The sequence below is a fragment of the Stenotrophomonas sp. Steno-Z4 genome (assembly GCF_056393145.1).
Genome location: NZ_JBWJPC010000004.1, coordinates 142,686 through 161,658 on the forward strand (window position 1 = coordinate 142,686; position 18,973 = coordinate 161,658).

Genomic DNA, 18,973 nt, shown 5'->3' on the forward strand with positions numbered 1-18,973 from the left:
CCGTTGTGGGTCAGGTCAGGCGCTACAGGGTGTTCACGGTTCCAACGCCAGCCAGTTGCCCATCCGCCAGGGGCAACTGAATCAAGGTCATTCAGCGACTCGGGCGCGGTTCAATTGATTCATTGATGTCCCGCAAGCGGCCCGCAATCGGATCCTTCTTCTCGGGGGCCCAGGAGGACGCGCAGAAGATTCGAGGAGGAGATTGCCTCCCCTTTCTCGACCTGTCCAATCGTCGATTCTGCGGCGGCCCGGGCGAAGCAGCCGAGGTCTATGGTTGACACGCTGCCGATGTGCGGAGATTACTCGATTTAGGAGAATCGCCATGACCACTGCTGCCATTCGTCTCGCCCTGCGCCTGAGTCCTTCGGACAAGGCACTTGTTACCCACGCCGCGAAGTTGCAAGGCGTACCCGTTTCTGTGTTCATGCGCAATGCTGTGCTGCGTGAGGCCGAACGCGTCATCGCTGCCCTACAGGTCGTGCCGAACGGAAGTGCGCGACGCTAGGGCAGAGAGCCTCAATATTCCGCAGTCAACGAACGGCGTGCCGAGGCAATGGTCGTCGTCTCCCGGGCTCACCCGACCACTACGCTCCGGATCACCGCGACGGTCCTGTCAATCGCTTCTCGATCGATCTGCCAATGTGTCACCAATCGCACCTTGCCGCCGTACGCACCGTTGGCTCGTATGCTTGCTGCTTCAAGGGCTTGCATCAGGCGAGGCACATCTACCCCATCGGGTAGCGCGAACCACACCATGTTGATATGGACGTCTTCCATGTCGACCGCGATGCCCGGCACTTCGGCCAACTGCTGCGGCAGGTACGTTGCATTGTCATGGTCCACATCCAGCCGCTGCGTCATCTCGGTGAGCGCGAGAATGCCCGGCGCTGTGATGACCCCCGCTTGCCGCCACCCTCCTCCCAGCAGCTTGCGGTTGTAGCGGGCGCGCTTGATGAAGGCCGCCGGCCCCGCGAGGATCGAGCCGACCGGAGCAGCCAGTCCCTTGGAGAGGCAGCACCGGGCGGTCGTCTGGCGACCGACCCTACCCGGCTGCGCTGCGTGTTCCTTATATGTAACAATTTGGATTACATATTAAGCGACCACTCGGGCTGAGTATTCATGTCGACGTTCAAGGACCCCTCCGCAGTCAGCAGCTATCAGCAGACCGCCCAGGCCAAGGTGCCTGGTATGGCGGCCCTCCACCGCATGACCCACATCCTGCTGGCGGAATCCGTTCCGCCCACGGGCGAGGTGCTGGTGCTGGGTGCCGGCGGCGGGTTGGAGCTCGATGCCTTTGCCAAGGCGCAGCCAGGCTGGCGATTTGTCGGTGTAGACCCCTCACTTCCGATGCTCGAGCTTGCACGGGAGACCCTGGGTGCGAACGACTCGCGCGCATTGCTGGTGGAGGGCCTCATCGAGGATGCGCCGGTGCGGGAGTTCGATGGCGCCGCTTGCCTCCTGACGCTTCACTTCCTTGACCCTGATACGCGGCTGCAGACCCTGCGTGGGCTGTTCCAGCGCCTTCGGCCTGGCGGCGTGCTCGTGGTAGCCCATCACAGCTACGCCCCTGAAGCCCGCATGCGCTGGTTGCGGCGCTCAGCCGCGTTCGCGTCGATAGAAGGTGTTCTGGACGAGCGCGACGAAGCGTCGGTTGCGGTCATGGCGGACAAGCTCCCGGCCATTTCCGAAGCGGATGAGGTTGCGCTGATGGAAGCGGCCGGGTTCGCAGACGTGGAGCTGTTCTACGCCGCGCTCAGCTTCCGGGGCTGGGTGGCGCGCCGGCCGTACTCCAAAGCGAGATAGGCGTCCCTTGTCTCCAGCTCGATGGCGCTACGAAGGTAGTTCAAGAGCGTTTGTTAGACCGCGATGCCAGCGTACTTTTTATCATCGAATGCCTGGAAGAATTGGACGCTGCCCCATGTGGCAAGTGCAGTGGCAAGAATAGCTAGCGGGATAGATAGCCAGTACACCATGACCGATTGGCTTTCAGGCACTTGAACGAAGTATGGGAGCGCCCTCATAAGGGTAGCGGCTACCGCAAATACAGTTGAGATTGCCAAAGTAACGAAGAACTGCTTCCTGTGCCTGCGATAGCCACGAACCTGCATGTAAAAAATTACAAATGCACATAGCGCTCCCACGAAAATCTCAATCTGAAAAGCAAAGACTAAAGAGTTCACTGAGCAATCCTTAGCGGTCCAACTACCTGGTAGACGGACCCGTGGGTCCGGGTGCACGACTTATCCACAAAGCACCGTATGGCGGGCTTTTCCCCTGATACAGCTCGATCTTAGGGTGGCTGGGTCCGGCAAACAAGCCAGGTTATACCCGGACCCAGCGGTAGGCTCGGCTGCCGCACCAATAGCCGCTATGGGTATGGGCATGGACCTGTTGGTGCGCACCTCGGGTGTTGCCCGCGAAAGCATCTACCGCTGCTTCGCGACCAAGGCCGACGTCGCCGCTGCGGCGGTGAGCGAACGTGACGTGCGCCTACCCAGGTAAGAAGCGGTGGAAGTTCGTGAGCTTCTTTGTACGTCTTCGCTTCGAGGTCATGCGTCACCGGGTGTTGTAGGTTTCAGGGCGGTCGTCTTGCGACCGACCCTACCGGGTCCTTGCCAGTCCGTACCTGCGAGCTGCTGGATCACCCAGCCACTACGCTCCGGATCACCGCGACGGTCCTGTCGATCGCTTCTCGATCGATCTGCCAATGGGTCACCAGTCGCATCTTGCCGCCGTAGGCACCGTTGGCTCGTATGCCTGCAGCTTCAAAGGCCTGCATCAGGCGAGGCATATCCACCCCATCCGGTAGCGCGAACCACACCATGTTGATGTGGACATCTTCCATGTCGACCTCGATGCCCGGCACTTCGGCCAACTGCTGCGCCAGGTACGTGGCATTTTCGTGATCCACATCCAGTCGCTGCGTCATCTCGTTGAGCGCGAGAATGCCCGGCGCGGCAATGACCCCCGCTTGCCGCCACCCTCCTCCCAGCAGCTTGCGGTTGTAACGGGCGCGCTTGATGAAAGCCGCGGGCCCCGCGAGGATCGAGCCGACGGGGGCGGCCAGGCCCTTGGAGAGGCAGCACATCACCGTATCCACATGCTGGGTGATGGCCTTCACGTCACACCCCAGGTAGGTGGCGGCATTGAACACGCGTGCACCGTCCAAGTGAATGGGAACGCCGTGCTTCCGGGCGATGCCGGCGGTGGCTTCCATCGTGGCCAGCGGGATCACGCGACCGTTGCCGTGGGCGTTCTCCAGGCAGATCAGCCCGGTCCGGGGAATGTGGATGTCCTCCCCCACCCGGATACGTGACGCGATCTCGCTGGGCTCCAGCAGGCCCTGCCTGCTGGCAATCGTGCGCAGCTGGACGCCACTGATCACCGCGGCGGCGCCGTTTTCGTGCCAGACCAGGTGCGAGTCGTCGCCGGCGATCACTTCATCGCCGCGGCGGCAATGGGTGAATACGGCCAGCTGGTTGCCGAACACCCCCGTTGGCACGAACAGCGCGTCTTCCTTGCCCAGCATGTCGGCGGCGAGGCGCTCGAGCTGGATGACGGTGGGGTCGTCCTGATAAACGTCATCCCCTACTTCGGCGGTGGCCATGGCCTGGCGCATGGCGGGGGTTGGATGGGTGACGGTGTCGCTGCGCAGGTCAATCCACGGCATTCCGGAACTCGCTGAGGTGGAGGCTTGCGCCCATTCTAGAACGTTGTGAAAGCGCCGTGAGTGCCTGACTGAACGTGTTTGCTTTCGAGGCGTTCTGCAAAGGCCAGGGACTGCATCCGAACGCCGTCCCGCTGCGTAGGTATAGAGGCACAACGTTGTGCGCCAAGATCAGAGGACCTACCCATGTACAACTCCATTCGGCGTCTCGCTATCGCTTCGTGCATCGCAGCAGTTTTCGCAACCGCCAGCGTATCGGCTGCCAACAACCCGATGGTGGGTGGCGCGGCCATGTACCCCACCAAGACGATTGTCGAAAATGCGTCGGCTGCAAAGAATCTCTCCACGCTGGTTGCGGCCGTCAAGGCGGCTGGGCTGGTCGATACCTTGTCCGGGACGGGGCCGTTCACCGTCTTCGCGCCGACCAACGACGCGTTCGCGAAGCTGCCCAAAGGCACGGTTGATACGCTGCTGAAGCCGGAGAACAAGGCCAAGTTGACCCAGATCCTGACGTATCACGTGGTTCCCGGCACTCACACCGCGGCGCAGCTCACAGCAGCGGCCAAGAAAGGCGGTGACTCCAGCATGCTGACTACTGTTGAAGGCGAGAAGCTTACGGTGAAGCTTGCCGACGGCAAGGTGTGGGTCGTGGATGCCAAGGGCGGTAAGGCGGCTGTGACGACTGCGGACGTGGGGCAGTCCAACGGCGTGGTGCACGTGATTGATGGCGTGTTGATGCCCAAATAAGCGTGGGCGGGTGCTGCCGGCCGTCCGGTTGACGGCCGGCTCGCGTCCCAACCACCACGAAAGCATTTCAAAACTCTAATGGCTACCTGACCACCGCCTAATTCAGCCTTGATCCAGGCCGGCCTGCATGCCTGCCATGTCCTGGACCCCCACGTCGATTCGAACATGGCGCGGAGGGCGGCGGATCAGGCTTGTCCATCGTCCATGAGACAATGGAAGCACACGACGGAACGATCACGCTTGGCACTTCGCAATGCCTTAACGGGCTCAAGGTGACGGTTGAACTGCCCTCCCGGGCCCAGCCGCCAAGCTGGCAGGCATCCTCATCGCGAGCGATTCAACCTCCCGCCACCCCTGAACGGATACGTGATGATGCACAGAGAACTTCACCGAAGCCAGCGCGGCGGATGGCTGCGCGCCGGCGTTCTGGGAGCGAATGACGGGCTTCTTTCGACCAGCAGCCTGATCGTCGCGATGGTCGGGGCCGGGGCGGCAACGCACACCGTTCTCATCACTGGACTGTCGGGACTCCTTGCCGGCGCGCTTTCAATGGCTGCTGGCGAATATGTCTCCGTCAGCTCTCAGGCAGACGCGGAGACCGCAGATACCGAGAAAGAGCGTGGCGAGCTGACCAACCAGCCCGATGCAGAGTTGCTTGAACTGACCACCATCTACGAAAAGCGAGGGCTCAGCCCCCAATTGGCCGCACAGGTGGCGCGCGAGCTCACTACACATGATCCCCTGTCCGCCCACCTGCGGGATGAGCTTGGGATACATGAGCTCACCAAGGCCCGGCCTCTGCAAGCCGCGGCCGCCTCTGCGGCTTCATTCGTGCTCGGAGCGCTCCCGCCTGTTCTTTTGATCGCACTTCTGAACGACAGCGGTTTGGCTGCTGCGGTTGTGATCATGACATTGCTCATCTTGGGCATCTTGGGCGCACTTGCAGCAAAGCTTGGCGGAGCATCACAGCTGCGCGGGACCGTACGCATGATGATCTGGGGCGCCATTGCAATGGGAAGCACGTATGCGATTGGCATGTGGTTCGAATCGCTGGCCGCAGGCTGATTCACGCGACGGAAGTCCCTAGGTATCCGAGCGCGCCTGAAGATTGACCCAGGTCAATGTTTCACTGTCGCGGTGGCGGAGGATGTGGACGACGCCACCTTCTGTGTCCAGTAGCCAAGATGGATATTGTCGTTCCCATGACGCAGCGGTCAGAGGTCCTCATGACCGCTCGCGAGCGCGAGTGGCGCTGCACGGCGAGGACATCGCCATGTTGAAGGATATCCTCGTGCCATTGTCAGACGCACCTGCAGATGAGGCGGCCATACGCTTCGCCGTCGAGCTTGGCACGGCGCAGGGGGCGCGGGTGCGCATCATCGAAACGGTCGACCTGCCGCCGCCCGCCATCGGGACGGCGGATGCGACGCCTCGCCCATCGTTCCTGGCTGCCCAGGACGCACGTCGCCGCGAGGCCGCGGAAAGGGCCTCACGGATCGAGGTCAAAATCGGTGGGCAGGCCGGCGTCTCCGTGGAAGTTCATGAGGCAGGAGTCGAATCGCCTGCGGAGCTTGCCGCTCGACTGGCCTTCTCGACGGACCTGGCCATTATCGGGGGCTGGTCCGGATCCGCCGAGCCAGACCCGGTTGGCATGGCCCTGTTCAATGCGCTGCTGTTCGAGGCGGGAAGGCCCGTCGTGGTGGTACCGCCGCACTGGAGGCCGCGTGACCACTCGTGTGCGATCGTGGGCTGGAAGAACACCCCCAACGCATGCCGCGCCGTGCACAGCGCCATTCCATTGCTCCAGCAGGCCCAGGCAGTCGTTCTGGTGGAAATCTGCCGCCATTCGGACGAGATGGATGGCGCCGGTACAGGCGGAGTCGCGGCATCGCTCGTCGAACACCTCCGCAGCTGGAACATTGCGGCATCGACCACCCGCCTGCTGTCCAGGCACCACCGTTCCAGTGAGGTTCTGCTTGATCACGCCCGCGCGACCAAGGCCACGTTGATCGTCGTGGGCGGATACGGACACTCCCGCCTCCGCGAGTGGACGATCGGAGGGATGACCCTGGAGCTGTTGCGGGGGGCAACCGTTCCGGTCCTGTATGCCCACTGACACCCTCAAGCAGAATGACGGGCCGACCCGGGACCATCACCGTTTTCATCGCAAAGGCGTCAATCCGGCAGCGCATCCAGAAACTGGTGCGCGACCTCCGGGTCTCCGAGGAACGGCATGCTGCTTGTGTGTGCCTGCGGATTCCTGGATGCGTCGTAGACGACGTCGCCCTCCTTGATGGTGAACATCACCTTGAGATCGGACAACGTTTCCGGATCCACCGCTGTCGGGTCCGCCGAAAGAACAACCAGGTCAGCCACCTTCCCGACTTCGATGGACCCCTTCGTGGCTTCCTCGAAATGCTGCCAGGCCGGCCACAGGGTCATGGCCTTCAATGCGGTGTTGACATCAACACGTTGGTCGGGTCCCAGGATCCGGCCCGACCTGGTGCGCCGCGTGACCGTAGCGGAAAGCACCCGCATGCTGTCCGGGAAGGCGACCGGCGCGTCATGGTGCGTGCCAAACGTCATGTGGCGCTGCGCCAGCCAGCCGGTGGGCGAGATGTTCTGCGCAGCCACCGGCCCGACCGTGTGCTCGTAGTGCCAGTCGCCCCAATAATAGGTATGCATGGGGAAAAGCGAAGGAAAAATCCCCAGGGCCTTGATGCTGTCGACCTGATCCTCGCGGAGGAACTGACCATGGATGAGGACCGGTCGGTTTCCGGGGTCACCATACTGCGCACGGGCATTCCTGATCGCGGTGATCAGCATGTCCGAGGCCCCCTCGCCATTGGCGTGGGTGATGATCTGGAGGTCATGCTGGAAGCAGAAGTCGACAACGCGCTGCACCTCCGCCTGGGGAAGCCTTGGATACCCCGCATAGTCCTTCGGGTAGTCTCCGACCGGCGCGTAGTACGGCCGGTCCCGGAACGCCGTGAAACCCTGCGGCGAGCCGTCGATGGACAGCTTCGCCCCGCCCACGCGCACCCGGTGGATGTACTGCCGGGACACGGATCGTGCGATGTAGTCGGCCTGCTCAAGTACGTTCGGGTAGGCGACGATGTCGATCGGGAGCTTCTGCTTCTCGTCCATTTCGCGCGCCAGCGTGACAATGGTTTCGGAGGAAAGACCATCCTGCGCGGTCGTGTAGCCATAGCTTGCCCAGAGCTCGGCGCCGCCACGGATGACTGCCCGCAAGCCGTCAAGCCCCAGGCTTTTCATGACGCCATTCTGGGCGCTGAAGAAGGCTGTCTCCTCAAGCAGGCCGTTAGGTTCGCCATTGCTGTCATGCTGGATGACGCCGCCTGGTGGGTTGGGGGTTCTGGCATCGATCTTGAGAAGTTCAAGCGCCTTGGAGTTGACCACGCCGAGATGCCCCGACTGGTGCATGATCACGACCGGGATGTCGTTGGACACTTCATCGAGTTCCCAGCGCGTCGGATGCCGCAGCTCGGCCAGCTGGGAATTGTCGTATCCGAATCCGAAGATGATCTTCCTTCCGGCGACAATCTGCGCGTTCTTCTTTGCCCATTCCCTCAACGTCGACTGCAGCGCCGCAATGTTCGTTACGCCTCCATCGGGAGGCGCGAGCAGATTTGCCGAGTACGCCTGCATGCCCCCCAATGCGACATGTCCATGGCTGTCAACGAAGCCTGGAAGCAACGCCCGGCCACCAAGATCGAACTCGACCGTCGAACTTCCCCGATACCCGTCGATGGTTGCCATGTCCCCGACCGCCACGATGCGGCCGTTCTTCACCGCCACGGCCTCGGCCTTGGGTTGGGCGTCGTTGATGGTCAGGATCGGGCCGCCGGAGTAGATCGTGTCGGCAGCGTCCTGTGCGCAGACAGACAGGGGCAAGCCGAGGATTACCGTAATCAGCGGGTAGATCAAGAATGTGGGTTTCATGACGTCTCCGTTCTGTCGACGGTGCCCAGCCGATGATCTGTGACATGCCCGGGCGGGCGTACGGCCGGTACATTCTGTAGGGCGACCTATTCTTGGGCTTCCGGCAGATATGTCTGTTGATCTCGATCAACATCCAGAGGCGCAACCTCTCCCGGACGTCCGCGGTGCTATCCGAATTCCGTCAACGAAGCACGAATGTCGATGTGCGTTGGGCGTGTGGTGCCGGGGCACCGTTCGTCTGAATGCGCGCCGGTGCCGCTTGTAAATCCAGTGGACGCCCACGATCATGAAACAGGGTGGACGGCGGCTACGGCCGCCCTGCCCTGAATCCCTGCCCGAACGAACGCCAGGACGCCATGATGCGTATGCCAGCGCGGGATCACGCCTCAACCCAACAGCCTCGCATCCTCCTGGTAGAGGACGATGCGTCGGTGGCAAGCCTGACCGCGCGCTTCCTGGGGAACCACGGCCTGGAATGCGAGGTCGCTGCGCGGGTTTCGGAGGCGGAAGCGTGCCTGCGGCGTGGTGGGGTTGACCTGATCCTGCTGGATCTTGGGCTGCCGGATGGGGACGGGCTGACGATGCTGCGGGCGCAGGCGTCGAAGACGCCGGTCATCATTGTCACCGGCCGTGGCGAATCGGTGGACCGTATCGTCGGACTTGAGCTTGGCGCCGACGACTATGTGGCCAAGCCGTTCGAGTATCGCGAGTTGCTGGCACGCATACACTCGGTCCTTCGGCGCACGCGCGCGCCTGTTGCGGTTGACGATGTTTTCCGCTTCGACGGCATGCTCCTTGACCGATCACGGCGCTTGGTCACGGACCGCAACGGAAGTCCAGTCCATCTGACGTCGGCGGAGTTCGATCTTCTGCTCCGGCTTGTGCAGGCCGGTGGCAAGGTGGTCAGCCGGGATCAGCTGATGACCGCATTGCACGGGCGCAACGCCGGTCCATTCGATCGAACCATCGACGTGCATGTGGGGCGGCTGAGAAGGAAGCTGGCGCGGGATCCCGCGCAGCCTCCGCTCATCCAGGCGGCGCGGGGGGTCGGCTACCGATTGGCTGCCGTCGTGTCGTCGTGACCGAGGTGATGCTGCCACAGCTGTTTGACATCGTCCCGGACGCCCTGCTGCTGGTGGATGCAGGTGGCTGGGTGATCCGCGCCAATGCAAATGCCGAGTCCCTTTTCAGGTATCCCGCAGGCACGCTGGCCGGCATCCGGGTGGAAGCCCTGATGCCGCCAACCGCGCGGGCACGGCATGTGCAGCATCGCCAGGCGTACATGTCCGCGCCGCGCATCCGCCCCATGGGGCACATGGACCAGGTGCTGGTTGGGCAGAAGGCCGACGGTCAGCAGTTTCCGGTCGAGATAGCGCTGAGCCCCATCCAGACCGGACAGGGGTGCTACTACCTGGCGTCTGTTCGTGACATTTCCGAAACCCAGCGCGTACGGCAGTCATTGGTCCGCGCGAAGTATGACAAGTTCATGGCGCGCGTGGGCCAGATGGCCCTGGATACGGACAGCGAGCAGCAGGTGGTGTCATTACTTCCGGGAATGCTGCTCGCCGAAATCCAGGCCTCCGTAGTCGCGCTGGTGTTTCCCGAAACAGAGGGCCACGCGATGGATCTCCGCCTGGCCGGCACCGTCGACGTTGAGGCCTTCCGCCAGGCCATGTCATCGCACTGGATGCTGCTTGAGGGAGCATTGCCACTGGACAAGGCGACGATGCTCGATGCCCAGCAGTTGATGCTTCTTGCGCAGCCGGGAGCCACACTTTCCTGTGGCGCTGCAACGCTTCTCCGCGAACGGGGACAACCCAGCGGCATGCTGCTGGTTCTGTATGAGGATGCCGGCCCGTTGCAGCATGACATCCTTCACCTGATCCATGGCATTGCGGTACTGGTCGCTTCGATCATGCAGCGGCACAGGACGGCCGAGCAGTTGGCACATGCGCAACGACTGGATTCCATCGGGCAACTGACGGGGGGGATAGCGCATGACTTCAACAATCTCCTCACCATCATATCGGGCAGCCTGCAGCTGCTGGATGACGAGTACGCAGGAAATGCCGGCGCACAGGAGCTGATCAGCGGCGCGCTGCATTCCGTGGCGCGGGGCGCGTCGCTGACGTCCAAGCTGCTGGCCTTCGCGCGGCGGCAGCCGCTGGCGCCCCGATCCGTCGACCTGCATCGACTGATCTACGACCTGGGGACCCTGCTGCAACGGACCCTTGGAGAGTCATTCACACTGACAATAGAGTGCCAGCGCGCACTACCGCCCGCCCATGTAGACCCCTGCCAGCTTGAAACCGCGCTGGTCAACGTGGTTCTCAACGCGCGGGATGCGCTGCCGGGGAGCGGCGACATCACCTTGTCGGTTGCCGAACAATGGATCAAACCGCAGGAGATGGAGGAGCTGCCCCCCGGGCACTACCTGCTTGTCCGCGTCAGGGACCGCGGCATGGGAATGTCTGCATGCACCGCTCGTCGCGCAGTAGAGCCCTTCTTCACCACCAAGCCAATGGGACAAGGCAGTGGGCTTGGTTTGAGCATGGTGTATGGCTTCGTCAAACAAAGCCGCGGCATGCTGCGAATAGACACAACGAAGGGACAGGGCACCACGGTGAGCATGTACCTGCCTGTCTCCAGCGCCGTGCCGGAGTCCCCCTCGACCGCCCCCCATCGCGAAGCGGGCATGCAAAGCACGGTTCTGGTGGTAGAGGACGATCCAGGCGTCAGGCGGGTGGCGGTATCATTTCTCAAGGCCGCGGGCTACGCGACGCTGGAGGCAGGCAGTGCAGCCGAAGCGCTTGCCCTGGCCGGGAATCATCCGGAGATCGCACTCGTGTTCAGCGATGTCATGCTCGGTGCCGGGCTGAACGGCCACGCACTTGCAAGGGCGCTGCAGGAGCAGATGCCTGGCCTCGCCGTATTGTTGACCACCGGCCACGACGATGTATCGAACCCTGCTGGGGAGCAGGAGTCGCATCCCGCTTTGCTGCGCAAGCCCTACCTGCGTGAGGAGCTCCTGCTCGCCGTCCATAGGCTGGTTTCAGGATGACACTTCCCGTCAGTTCCATCTGTGGGTGTGTGCACGGAGCCGCGACAGATCCAGGATGCGTATCCGGGAGCGCTGCACCTCGATGAGACCAAGGTCCTGCAGTCGATGCAGGGCCCGGACCACGGTCTCATTCTGCATGGCGAGGAAGCTGCCCAGATCGGCACGGGTCATGCGCAGCAGCAGCTGGGTTGCACTGAGTCCACGCTCGGCAAGCCGCGCGGAGAAGTCAACCAGAAAGGCAGTCACGCGCTGCTCCGCATTGAGACTGGCCAGTTCCAGCATCCAGCGCCAATCGCTCCTGATCTCCAAAGCCATGCTGCGGGAAAGCTTGTCCTGGAAGCCTGGAATGGACGCCCCCAGCCGTGCCGGGTGAAGCTCCCACACCTCTCCCGCATCCAGTGCGATGGCATCACAGGGGTAGGTGGCAAGGTCGATGGCCTCCTGACCGAGCAGGTCACCCCGCAATCTGAACGAGGTCACTCGCTCGCGTCCATCCGTGCTGCCGAGCCGCGTCTTGAAAATGCCTGATTGCACAAGGAACAGTGCGCGCATCGGCTGGCCGGCACGAAACACATACTGCTTCCTGCGTACACGGCGACGCACCAGCGGTACGCCCTGAAGCAGCAACTCCCAGTCCCCCGCGGCGCTGGCGTCAATCGGCCGTTGCAGGCCGGGATACGAATCCGGGAAGAAGGTGGCAGGGGATGTGTGATCGAGGATATCCAGCACGTCGGCAGCTCCAACTGACCCATGTCCAGCGTAGTCCCGAAGCTTGGGCTACCGATGTATGAACGGCATCGAATTGTGAAGATTTGTAACGCATGCGTCGTGCTTCTGGAGCTGACGCAGATCAATGCGCCCGGGTTCGGAGCGCTGTCTACTTTTGACCAGGTCATCGAGCTACATCACTCCCAACATTGCCCTGCAGAGAAGCGCAACCATGAACCGATTGAAAGGGAAAGTCTGCATCATCACGGGCGCCTCAGCGGGTATCGGGCGCGCCTGCGCGATCCGCATGGCCGACGAAGGCGCAGCGGTAGCGCTGTTCGACATCCATGATGGGGAGGGCAACGCGCTCGTCAACCAGCTGGCTGGCGCGGGCAGCCCAGCCATCTACTGGCATGTGGATGTGAGGCACGAAGCCAACGTACAGGACGCCATTGACGCAGTGGTCGATCGCTTCGGTCGGCTTGACGTCCTGGTCAACAACGCCGGCATCGCCGGCGCAAACCGTCCAACGCATGAGTTGAGCGAGGAGGACTGGGATCAGGTGCAGGCAATCAACGTGAAGGGCGTTTTCTTCTGCACCAAACATGCCCTGCCCCACATGTGCAGGCAACGTGCCGGAAGCATCATCAACCTGTCCTCCATCTATGGACTGGTAGGGGCGGCGGACCTGCCGGCCTATCACGCTTCCAAGGGAGCGGTGACCTTGATGACCAAGACAGATGCCATGCTCTACGCCTGCGATGGAATACGCGTCAATTCGGTGCACCCGGGCTTCATCTGGACGCCGCTGGTGGAGCAGCATCTGCGCGACAGTGGCCAGGCTGATCTCGTGGCCGGGAGGCACGCGCTCGATCAGCTGCATCCATTGGGGCACGTTGGCGCCCCGGATGACGTTGCCTGGGGTGTCGTCTACCTAGCCTCGGATGAGGCGCGATTTGTAACGGGTTCCTCGCTCGTCATCGACGGGGGATATACAGCGCACTGACCGCGCTGCATCCCAGGGAAGCTGATCTGCGTCAGTTTCGTTGGCGCACTTGCGGACTAGCCTGTACCCGCCCCTCCCACTCGTGGCCAACATGAACACTCAATACCACTCGCCTGCCCTGAGCACTGACCTCTTCCCGCGCTGGGTGGAGTCGCTGCGCGACCAAACCAAGGTGCTGATCCGTCCCATCACGGCTGCCGACCGCGACATGGAGCGCGGGTTCATCGAGGCCCTGTCGCCCGAGTCACGCCGCTTCCGCTTCCTCGGGCAGATGCGTTCGCCGAGCGAAGCACTCTTGACCCAGCTGACTGTCCTGGACCCTGTCCACCAGGTGGCCTTCGCCGCTGTCGTTGCCGGCGCCGGCGGTGAGACCCTGATTGGTGTAAGCCGCTTCAGTACCGACGCTACCGGCGGTATCTGCGAGTGCGCCGTGACGGTAGCCGAGGACTGGCAGTGCCGGGGCGTGGGAACCCTGCTCATGAACCACCTCATTGCAATCGCACGATCAAGGGGGATCAAGTACATGTATTCGATCGACGACGCACGCAACACGAAGATGCACGAACTGGCCAGGCACCTCGGCTTCACCAGCCGGGTGGATACACTCGATACGCGCCAGGTCATCCATGAGCTCCATCTCGTTGCAGGAGGATGATGGTTGCAAGCCCCATCAACGCCGCATCATGGACCCCCGCAGGCATTCCGCGCAGGTGCCTGCGCCCTGGCCGGAACGGAGGGGGATGGGAAACAGGGCCGGCAGCACTTCGCTTTCAGTCGGGATGGAATAATCGAGATAGTTCGCAGCTACAGCGCCTGCTGAGCCCGTCGCGGCAAGGTAGGCGCACTCATCGGCCAGCGATGAAATGCGCTGCAGGGTGGTTGTCACGGCGACCGTCGCGGCGTATACCACGCGTGCGGGGTGGTAGTCGCGCACCAGCCGCAGGGCACTCTCGGTGACCGCGGGTGGCGTCGTGCCATCATCCAGCACGATCACGATGCGTCGTGCAATCCCCGCAGCGCTGCACGTTCCGCAGCGTTCCCTGCGCTGCTCCGCCAAGGCCAGAAGCGCCTGCATCGTGCCTGGCGTGGAGACGTTGGAATGCACGCCAACCAGCCGAAGTTCCGCCCCCAGCATGTCGGCCACGATTCGACCTGTCGGCAGCGTCGCGCAGTCAACACACAGCACGCAGGCGCGCTTCATCCTGTAGGTGAGGAGCGCGGCACCAAGTGCAATTGCTGCCTCGATGCGGTCACGAAAGACAATGGAAGCCACGACGCATCTCCCTGGAAAGACCGATACGTTGCGGCGCATCGTCTGCTGCAGATGACCGATGTATCGGCATCTTCAGCGTGCGCGGCTGCCGCGTCGACGGAGCCGTCAGCGTGCACTCGATCGCGTCACGGAGGTTGATCAATGTCAATGAATCCGCGGACTTTGGTGATTGCAGTGCTTGTGCTGGCTGTCCTTTTGGGAATGGCAGCGGTTCCGCTGGTCCGCAAGATGTGGGCCCAGCTGACCCGTCGGGACCTGCGCGACATCGCAACGGTGCTGGCCTTGGGCGTCCTGCTTCTGCCCCTGCTGCCAGACCGCACGGTCGATCCCTTGGAGGCGATCAATCCACGACGGCTGGGAACACTTGCCGTTGCGTTGATGGCCGTGAGTGTGGGCGCCAACCTGGGCCTGCGACACCTGGGGCCCATGTCGGCGTTGGCATTGACTGGATTTGCTGGCGGCTTCGTCTCCAGCACCGCCACGGTGGCGGCCCTGGCCGACAGGGCGCGGGAGGCTACGGCGTCTGCGCTGTGCCTGTCCGGCGCGGCCCTGCTCTCCAACGTAGCCATGATCCTGCAGCTCGGCCTGGTGATGTGGATGCTGTCGCCCGCACTGCTTTCCTACTGCCTGGTGCCGCTGATCTGCGCTGCCACGGTAGCGACGGGGGCGGCACTGGCACTTGGCTGGCGGTCGCTGCGCGCTGCTTCCGGGCTGGACAGGCTGGGCGTCGCCCGGCCAGTGAATCTCAAGGCCGTGCTGGTCTTTGTCGCGCTTATCGTCATCCTGCTGCTGGCCGCGAACCTGGCGGGACGCTGGCTTGGTGAGGGCAGCCTGCCCTGGGTTCTTGGGTTATCCGGTATCGGCGATGTGCACGCCGCGACCGCGTCCGCAGCGCAGATGGTCGCTGGCGACCGGATCAGCACGGGAGTGGCGATGCAGGCGATCACCATCGCACTGGCGGCAAACTCGATGTTGAAGTGCGTGATCGCTGGCGTGCGCGGTGGGTGGCGTTTTGCAACGCCGCTGCTGGCGGGGACGTTGCTCATGATCGGAGCGTTTGCCATTGCCGCCGGAACGCTCGGATGATGGCCACCCCGCCGGTGCAGCAGCATGGCCAGCGCCTTCCCGACTGGCGTTGCATTGCAACGCTATCGTGCCACTCCCGCCGCCCGTCCCAGCGGCGGGTCCAGCACCGGCCTGCCCGCCTTGTCCCAGCGCACGGGCTGCACCCGGGGCGAGCGTTTTGCCGTGCAGCCCATGTCGGGGCCCGGGTTGGCGTGGTAGATGATCCACGGTGTGCCATCGGCCATGCGGAAGAAGCCGTTGTGGCCGGGGGCGTACACGTTGCCGGCCGGGTTTTTGGCCAGGATGGGTTGCTTTGCTTTTGACCAGGCGTTGGCATCCAGCGGGTTGGCGCCTGCCGGGGCGCGCAGCAGGCCAATGGCGTAACCGTCTGACCAGCAGGCGCTGCCGGAGTAGGTCAGGAACAGGTCGCCCTTGGGACCCTGCAGGAATTCCGGGCCTTCCAGGATCTGGCGGCCGCCCTGCCGCTCCCAGGCCTGGTCGGGGCGCGCGATGATCGTTTCATTGCCGACCAGTGTCCAAGGGTCGGACATTTCCACGATGGCCAGCACGCTGTCCGGGCCGACATACGGCGAGTACACGAAATAGCGCTTGCCCTGGCTGGTGAAGGTGGTGCCATCGATGCCGGGGTGCGCGGTGGCCAGTCGTCCACGGTCGTGCCATGTGCCCCGGGTGGGGTCGGCGCTGCTGTTTTCCAGCACGAACACGCCGCGATGCGCGTCCTCCTGCCCTTCGGCGGCGTCGCTGGCCGCAGCGGTGTAGTAGATGTACCACTTGCCGTCGATGCGATGCAGTTCCGGCGCCCAGATCGATCTGGCATTCGGCCCCGTTGCCGGCGGACGCCACACGGTGACTTCCTTTGCCTCGGCCAGTTTCGACAGATCGCGGGTGGCGCGGATCGCGAGGCGATCGCCGTGCGTGCCCATGTAGTAGAACACCTGCCCTTCCTTGGTGATCCAGGGATCGGGGCCGGAGTCCAGCAGCGGATTGTCGTGGGCAGGATCGAGCGCGGACGCGCCTGTCGATGCCTGCAGGAGCGCCGCCACCACCAGCGCACGCAGTGTGCCGTTCACCATGTTCCCCTCCCGTGGAATGCCGCGCTGGCGGGCTTGCCAGTGCCGCGCAACCAAAACATATAATCGGACAATAGGCAACCGCCACCTCTTCCGCCCAAGGAACCGCCATGCACCCGCACGACACCGACAGCATCATTGGCATCAACTGGGGCAGTTCGAATCTGCGCGCGTACCTGATCGGCACGGATGGGCGGATGCTCGATTCGCACGAAGCGCCTGCGGGCGTGGCGACGCTGCAGCGCGAGGGCATGGTGGCGGCGGCAAATGCGATCCGGGCGCGCTGGCCCGAGGCTGGCCACGCATATGCCGCCGGCATGATCGGTTCCAACGTGGGGTGGGTGGATGCCGGCTATGTGGACTGCCCTGCAGGCGCGGAAACGGTGGCGCAGCATCTGGTGCCCACGCGCATTGGCGAGCTTGCGCTGCACATCGTGCCGGGCATGGCCTGCGTGCGCGCGGTCGACGGTGCGCCGGATGTGATGCGTGGCGAGGAAACCGAACTGCTGGGCCTGCTGGCGGCCGGAAACGTGGACCCCGATGCCATCGTCGCCCTGCCCGGCACCCACACCAAGTGGATCCAGCTGCGCCAGGGACACGTTGAAAGTTTCATGACCTCCATGTCGGGTGAACTGTTCGACCGCCTGGCCAGCGGTGGCCTGCTCGCTTCGGTGCTGGAGGGGCCGGGCGAGCCGGGCCCTGCGTTCGCCGAGGGTGTCCGTGACGCAGCCGAGGGAACGCTTGGGCTGGGGGCCCTGCTGTTCGGCGTACGTGCGCGCATGATCCGTGGCGCACTGCGCCGCGACCAGACCAGTTCATATCTACGCGGCCTGCTCGCGGGTGCCGAGATTGCCGATGCCGTGGCGCTGTTCCCCGCGCTGGGGGACGCGTCGTTGCCCTTGGTGGGCTCCGGTCCGGTCACCCGCCTCTACCAGGCTGCGCTGGCCGAGCGGGGCCTCGATGCTCACACGGTGGCGTCCGCAGACGCGGTAATTCAAGGCTTTTCCGCCATCCACGCCCTCGCCGGTTCGTCGCGCTGAGCCCCTCTCCCGACGGGCTTGCTGCGTCGCAACGTGCCTATTGTCTGATTATATGTTTTTGTACGCTCCACGACATCGAGAGGGGTCTTGAGCAATGCGTGCTGGCAAGGGGAAGACGGCGGGATTGATCGGCGCGTTGGCGCTGTCCGTGGTGGGGGCCGCAGGCGCCCAGGAGCGCACCGTGGTGGGCAGGACCGCCGACGGCACGCAGGTGGAATCGATCCTGCTGCGCGACGGCAGCGGCATGCAGGCGCGGGTGCTGACACTCGGCGCCGCACTGCACTCGCTGGAAGTGCCCGACCGCGACGGTACGTTCGCCGACGTGTTGCTGGGCGACAAGGACCTGCAGGCCACGCTGGACAAGCCGCAGTACTTCGGCACCATCGTGGGGCGCTTCGCCAACCGTATCGCCAAGGGCCGCTTCACGCTGGACGGCAAGACCTACCAGGTGCCGGTCAACAACGGCGCCAACAGCCTGCACGGTGGCACCCGCGGCTTCGACAAGGTGGTCTGGAAGATCGTGGAAGCCACCGCCGACCACGCCACGCTGCAACACGTGAGCCCCGATGGCGACATGGGGTTCCCCGGCACGCTGACCGTGACCGCCACCTATGCGCTGAAGGGCAATGGCCGACTCGAGATCGACTACCGCGCCACCACCGACGCGCCGACCATCGTCAACCTGAGCAACCACGCGTACTGGAACCTCTCCGGTGAGGGCTCCGGTTCGGCGATGGAGCATGAGCTGACCATTCCGGCCAGCGCGTACACGCCGGTCGACGCGACCCTGATTCCCACCGGTGTACTGCAGCCGGTGGAAGGCACGGTGTTCGATTTTCGCAAGGCCAAGCCGATCGGCCGCGACCTGCGCCGTGGCGATGAGCCGCAGCTGCTGCACGGCCAGGGCTACGACCACAACTGGGTGATCAGCAAGGCGCCGGTGCGCGAGCTGCGCGAAGTGGCGCGCGTGCACGACCCGCGCTCGGGCCGGGTGATGACGCTGCTGTCCACCCAGCCGGGCCTGCAGTTCTATTCGGGCAACTTCCTGGATGGCAGCACGGTGGGCAAGAGTGGCCGCGTGTACCGCCAGGGCGATGCCATCGCGCTGGAGCCGCAGCTGTTCCCGGACACGCCCAACCAGCCGGCGTTCGGCTCGGCGCGGTTGGCACCGGGTGAGACCTACTTGAACCGGATCGTCTACGACTTCTCCACGGACCGCGGCGCCCCACCGCGCCGCTGATCCCGCGCCCTGCGCACCTGCCGGTCACCGCACCGGCACCGCTACCACCACGTACCGCCCGCCTCCCGGTTCACGCCAGGACGGGCAGCTCATGACTGAAGGAGTTGCATCC

The 18,973-nt window shown here is 63.8% G+C and carries 19 protein-coding genes; 12 read left to right on the forward strand and 7 right to left on the reverse strand.

Features of this window, described 5'->3' with window-relative positions; all coding sequences use genetic code 11:
• Positions 1–322: 322 nt before the first annotated feature.
• The gene (locus AC06E7_RS11450) at positions 323–505 is read left to right on the forward strand and encodes a type II toxin -antitoxin system TacA 1-like antitoxin (protein ID WP_184123543.1); all 183 of its coding nucleotides are present in this window, start codon (positions 323–325) and stop codon (positions 503–505) included.
• Between the two features lie 68 nt (positions 506–573).
• Here the strand turns inward: AC06E7_RS11450 and AC06E7_RS11455 are convergent, their stop codons facing one another.
• Complete coding sequence (locus AC06E7_RS11455) at positions 574–1,086, reverse strand: threonine aldolase family protein (protein ID WP_478064945.1); 513 nt, start codon at positions 1,084–1,086, stop codon at positions 574–576.
• 33 nt (positions 1,087–1,119) lie between these two features.
• Between AC06E7_RS11455 and AC06E7_RS11460 the strand changes: the two genes are divergently transcribed.
• Complete coding sequence (locus tag AC06E7_RS11460) at positions 1,120–1,803, forward strand: class I SAM-dependent methyltransferase (protein WP_478064777.1); 684 nt, start codon at positions 1,120–1,122, stop codon at positions 1,801–1,803.
• 53 nt (positions 1,804–1,856) lie between these two features.
• Here the strand turns inward: AC06E7_RS11460 and AC06E7_RS11465 are convergent, their stop codons facing one another.
• Both AC06E7_RS11465 and ltaE read right to left on the reverse strand, forming a co-directional pair.
• Positions 1,857–2,180, reverse strand: coding sequence for a hypothetical protein (locus tag AC06E7_RS11465; protein WP_478064778.1), 324 nt, complete (start codon positions 2,178–2,180; stop codon positions 1,857–1,859).
• Between the two features lie 461 nt (positions 2,181–2,641).
• Positions 2,642–3,670 carry a low-specificity L-threonine aldolase gene (gene ltaE, locus AC06E7_RS11470; RefSeq protein WP_478064779.1) on the reverse strand — a complete coding sequence of 343 codons (1,029 nt, stop codon included), beginning with the start codon at positions 3,668–3,670 and terminating at the stop codon, positions 2,642–2,644.
• Between the two features lie 183 nt (positions 3,671–3,853).
• Between ltaE and AC06E7_RS11475 the strand changes: the two genes are divergently transcribed.
• The 3 genes from AC06E7_RS11475 (at position 3,854) to AC06E7_RS11485 (ending at position 6,530) form a co-directional block, all read left to right on the forward strand.
• On the forward strand, positions 3,854–4,414 hold the full coding sequence (locus tag AC06E7_RS11475; protein ID WP_478064780.1) for a fasciclin domain-containing protein: 561 nt from the start codon (positions 3,854–3,856) through the stop codon (positions 4,412–4,414).
• Positions 4,415–4,786: 372 nt separating this feature from the next.
• Positions 4,787–5,479, forward strand: a complete 693-nt coding sequence (locus AC06E7_RS11480; protein ID WP_478064781.1) for a VIT1/CCC1 transporter family protein — start codon at positions 4,787–4,789, stop codon at positions 5,477–5,479.
• A 208-nt stretch (positions 5,480–5,687) separates the two neighbouring features.
• Entirely contained in the window at positions 5,688–6,530 is an 843-nt protein-coding gene (locus AC06E7_RS11485; RefSeq protein WP_478064782.1) for a universal stress protein, read from the forward strand.
• A gap of 59 nt (positions 6,531–6,589) precedes the next feature.
• Here the strand turns inward: AC06E7_RS11485 and AC06E7_RS11490 are convergent, their stop codons facing one another.
• The gene (locus tag AC06E7_RS11490; RefSeq protein ID WP_478064783.1) at positions 6,590–8,377 is read right to left on the reverse strand and encodes an amidohydrolase; all 1,788 of its coding nucleotides are present in this window, start codon (positions 8,375–8,377) and stop codon (positions 6,590–6,592) included.
• 296 nt (positions 8,378–8,673) lie between these two features.
• Between AC06E7_RS11490 and AC06E7_RS11495 the strand changes: the two genes are divergently transcribed.
• Together AC06E7_RS11495 and AC06E7_RS11500 are read left to right on the forward strand one after the other, a co-directional pair.
• Positions 8,674–9,459: a response regulator transcription factor gene (locus tag AC06E7_RS11495; RefSeq protein ID WP_478064784.1), complete on the forward strand. Its 786-nt coding sequence runs from the start codon at positions 8,674–8,676 to the stop codon at positions 9,457–9,459.
• Positions 9,456–11,438 (forward strand): ATP-binding protein, encoded by a 1,983-nt coding sequence (locus AC06E7_RS11500; RefSeq protein WP_478064785.1) that lies wholly within the window; start codon positions 9,456–9,458, stop codon positions 11,436–11,438. Before AC06E7_RS11495 ends, AC06E7_RS11500 begins: the two co-directional genes overlap by 4 nt.
• 9 nt (positions 11,439–11,447) lie before the next feature.
• On the opposite strand, the gene AC06E7_RS11505 is transcribed toward AC06E7_RS11500, so the two are convergent.
• Positions 11,448–12,167 carry a helix-turn-helix domain-containing protein gene (locus AC06E7_RS11505; protein WP_478064786.1) on the reverse strand — a complete coding sequence of 240 codons (720 nt, stop codon included), beginning with the start codon at positions 12,165–12,167 and terminating at the stop codon, positions 11,448–11,450.
• Positions 12,168–12,378: 211 nt separating this feature from the next.
• Here AC06E7_RS11505 and AC06E7_RS11510 point away from each other — a divergent pair, with 211 nt between their 5' ends.
• Together AC06E7_RS11510 and AC06E7_RS11515 are read left to right on the forward strand one after the other, a co-directional pair.
• Complete coding sequence (locus tag AC06E7_RS11510; protein ID WP_478064787.1) at positions 12,379–13,152, forward strand: SDR family NAD(P)-dependent oxidoreductase; 774 nt, start codon at positions 12,379–12,381, stop codon at positions 13,150–13,152.
• 91 nt (positions 13,153–13,243) lie between these two features.
• The gene (locus tag AC06E7_RS11515) at positions 13,244–13,807 is read left to right on the forward strand and encodes an N-acetyltransferase family protein (RefSeq protein WP_478064788.1); all 564 of its coding nucleotides are present in this window, start codon (positions 13,244–13,246) and stop codon (positions 13,805–13,807) included.
• A gap of 15 nt (positions 13,808–13,822) precedes the next feature.
• Here the strand turns inward: AC06E7_RS11515 and AC06E7_RS11520 are convergent, their stop codons facing one another.
• The gene (locus tag AC06E7_RS11520) at positions 13,823–14,425 is read right to left on the reverse strand and encodes a hypothetical protein (RefSeq protein WP_478064789.1); all 603 of its coding nucleotides are present in this window, start codon (positions 14,423–14,425) and stop codon (positions 13,823–13,825) included.
• 147 nt (positions 14,426–14,572) lie between these two features.
• On the opposite strand from AC06E7_RS11520, the gene AC06E7_RS11525 reads away from it, so the two are divergent.
• On the forward strand, positions 14,573–15,511 hold the full coding sequence (locus tag AC06E7_RS11525) for a DUF4010 domain-containing protein (protein ID WP_478064790.1): 939 nt from the start codon (positions 14,573–14,575) through the stop codon (positions 15,509–15,511).
• Positions 15,512–15,573: 62 nt separating this feature from the next.
• On the opposite strand, the gene AC06E7_RS11530 is transcribed toward AC06E7_RS11525, so the two are convergent.
• On the reverse strand, positions 15,574–16,581 hold the full coding sequence (locus AC06E7_RS11530) for a glycoside hydrolase family 43 protein (protein ID WP_478064791.1): 1,008 nt from the start codon (positions 16,579–16,581) through the stop codon (positions 15,574–15,576).
• Positions 16,582–16,691: 110 nt separating this feature from the next.
• On the opposite strand from AC06E7_RS11530, the gene AC06E7_RS11535 reads away from it, so the two are divergent.
• Together AC06E7_RS11535 and AC06E7_RS11540 are read left to right on the forward strand one after the other, a co-directional pair.
• On the forward strand, positions 16,692–17,621 hold the full coding sequence (locus AC06E7_RS11535) for a 2-dehydro-3-deoxygalactonokinase (protein WP_478064792.1): 930 nt from the start codon (positions 16,692–16,694) through the stop codon (positions 17,619–17,621).
• A 94-nt stretch (positions 17,622–17,715) separates the two neighbouring features.
• Complete coding sequence (locus AC06E7_RS11540; RefSeq protein WP_210132543.1) at positions 17,716–18,861, forward strand: aldose epimerase family protein; 1,146 nt, start codon at positions 17,716–17,718, stop codon at positions 18,859–18,861.
• Positions 18,862–18,973 lie beyond the last annotated feature (112 nt).

Bases quoted from the DNA above. Each gene is read 5' to 3' on its own strand.
- AC06E7_RS11450 (WP_184123543.1), top strand. From the start codon at position 323: ATGACCACTGCTGCCATTCGTCTCGCCCTGCGCCTGAGTCCTTCGGAC.
- AC06E7_RS11460 (WP_478064777.1), top strand. From the start codon at position 1,120: ATGTCGACGTTCAAGGACCCCTCCGCAGTCAGCAGCTATCAGCAGACC.
- ltaE (WP_478064779.1), bottom strand. From the start codon at position 3,670: ATGCCGTGGATTGACCTGCGCAGCGACACCGTCACCCATCCAACCCCC.
- AC06E7_RS11475 (WP_478064780.1), top strand. From the start codon at position 3,854: ATGTACAACTCCATTCGGCGTCTCGCTATCGCTTCGTGCATCGCAGCA.
- AC06E7_RS11480 (WP_478064781.1), top strand. From the start codon at position 4,787: ATGCACAGAGAACTTCACCGAAGCCAGCGCGGCGGATGGCTGCGCGCC.
- AC06E7_RS11485 (WP_478064782.1), top strand. From the start codon at position 5,688: ATGTTGAAGGATATCCTCGTGCCATTGTCAGACGCACCTGCAGATGAG.
- AC06E7_RS11490 (WP_478064783.1), bottom strand. From the start codon at position 8,377: ATGAAACCCACATTCTTGATCTACCCGCTGATTACGGTAATCCTCGGC.
- AC06E7_RS11510 (WP_478064787.1), top strand. From the start codon at position 12,379: ATGAACCGATTGAAAGGGAAAGTCTGCATCATCACGGGCGCCTCAGCG.
- AC06E7_RS11515 (WP_478064788.1), top strand. From the start codon at position 13,244: ATGAACACTCAATACCACTCGCCTGCCCTGAGCACTGACCTCTTCCCG.
- AC06E7_RS11525 (WP_478064790.1), top strand. From the start codon at position 14,573: ATGAATCCGCGGACTTTGGTGATTGCAGTGCTTGTGCTGGCTGTCCTT.
- AC06E7_RS11535 (WP_478064792.1), top strand. From the start codon at position 16,692: ATGCACCCGCACGACACCGACAGCATCATTGGCATCAACTGGGGCAGT.
- AC06E7_RS11540 (WP_210132543.1), top strand. From the start codon at position 17,716: ATGCGTGCTGGCAAGGGGAAGACGGCGGGATTGATCGGCGCGTTGGCG.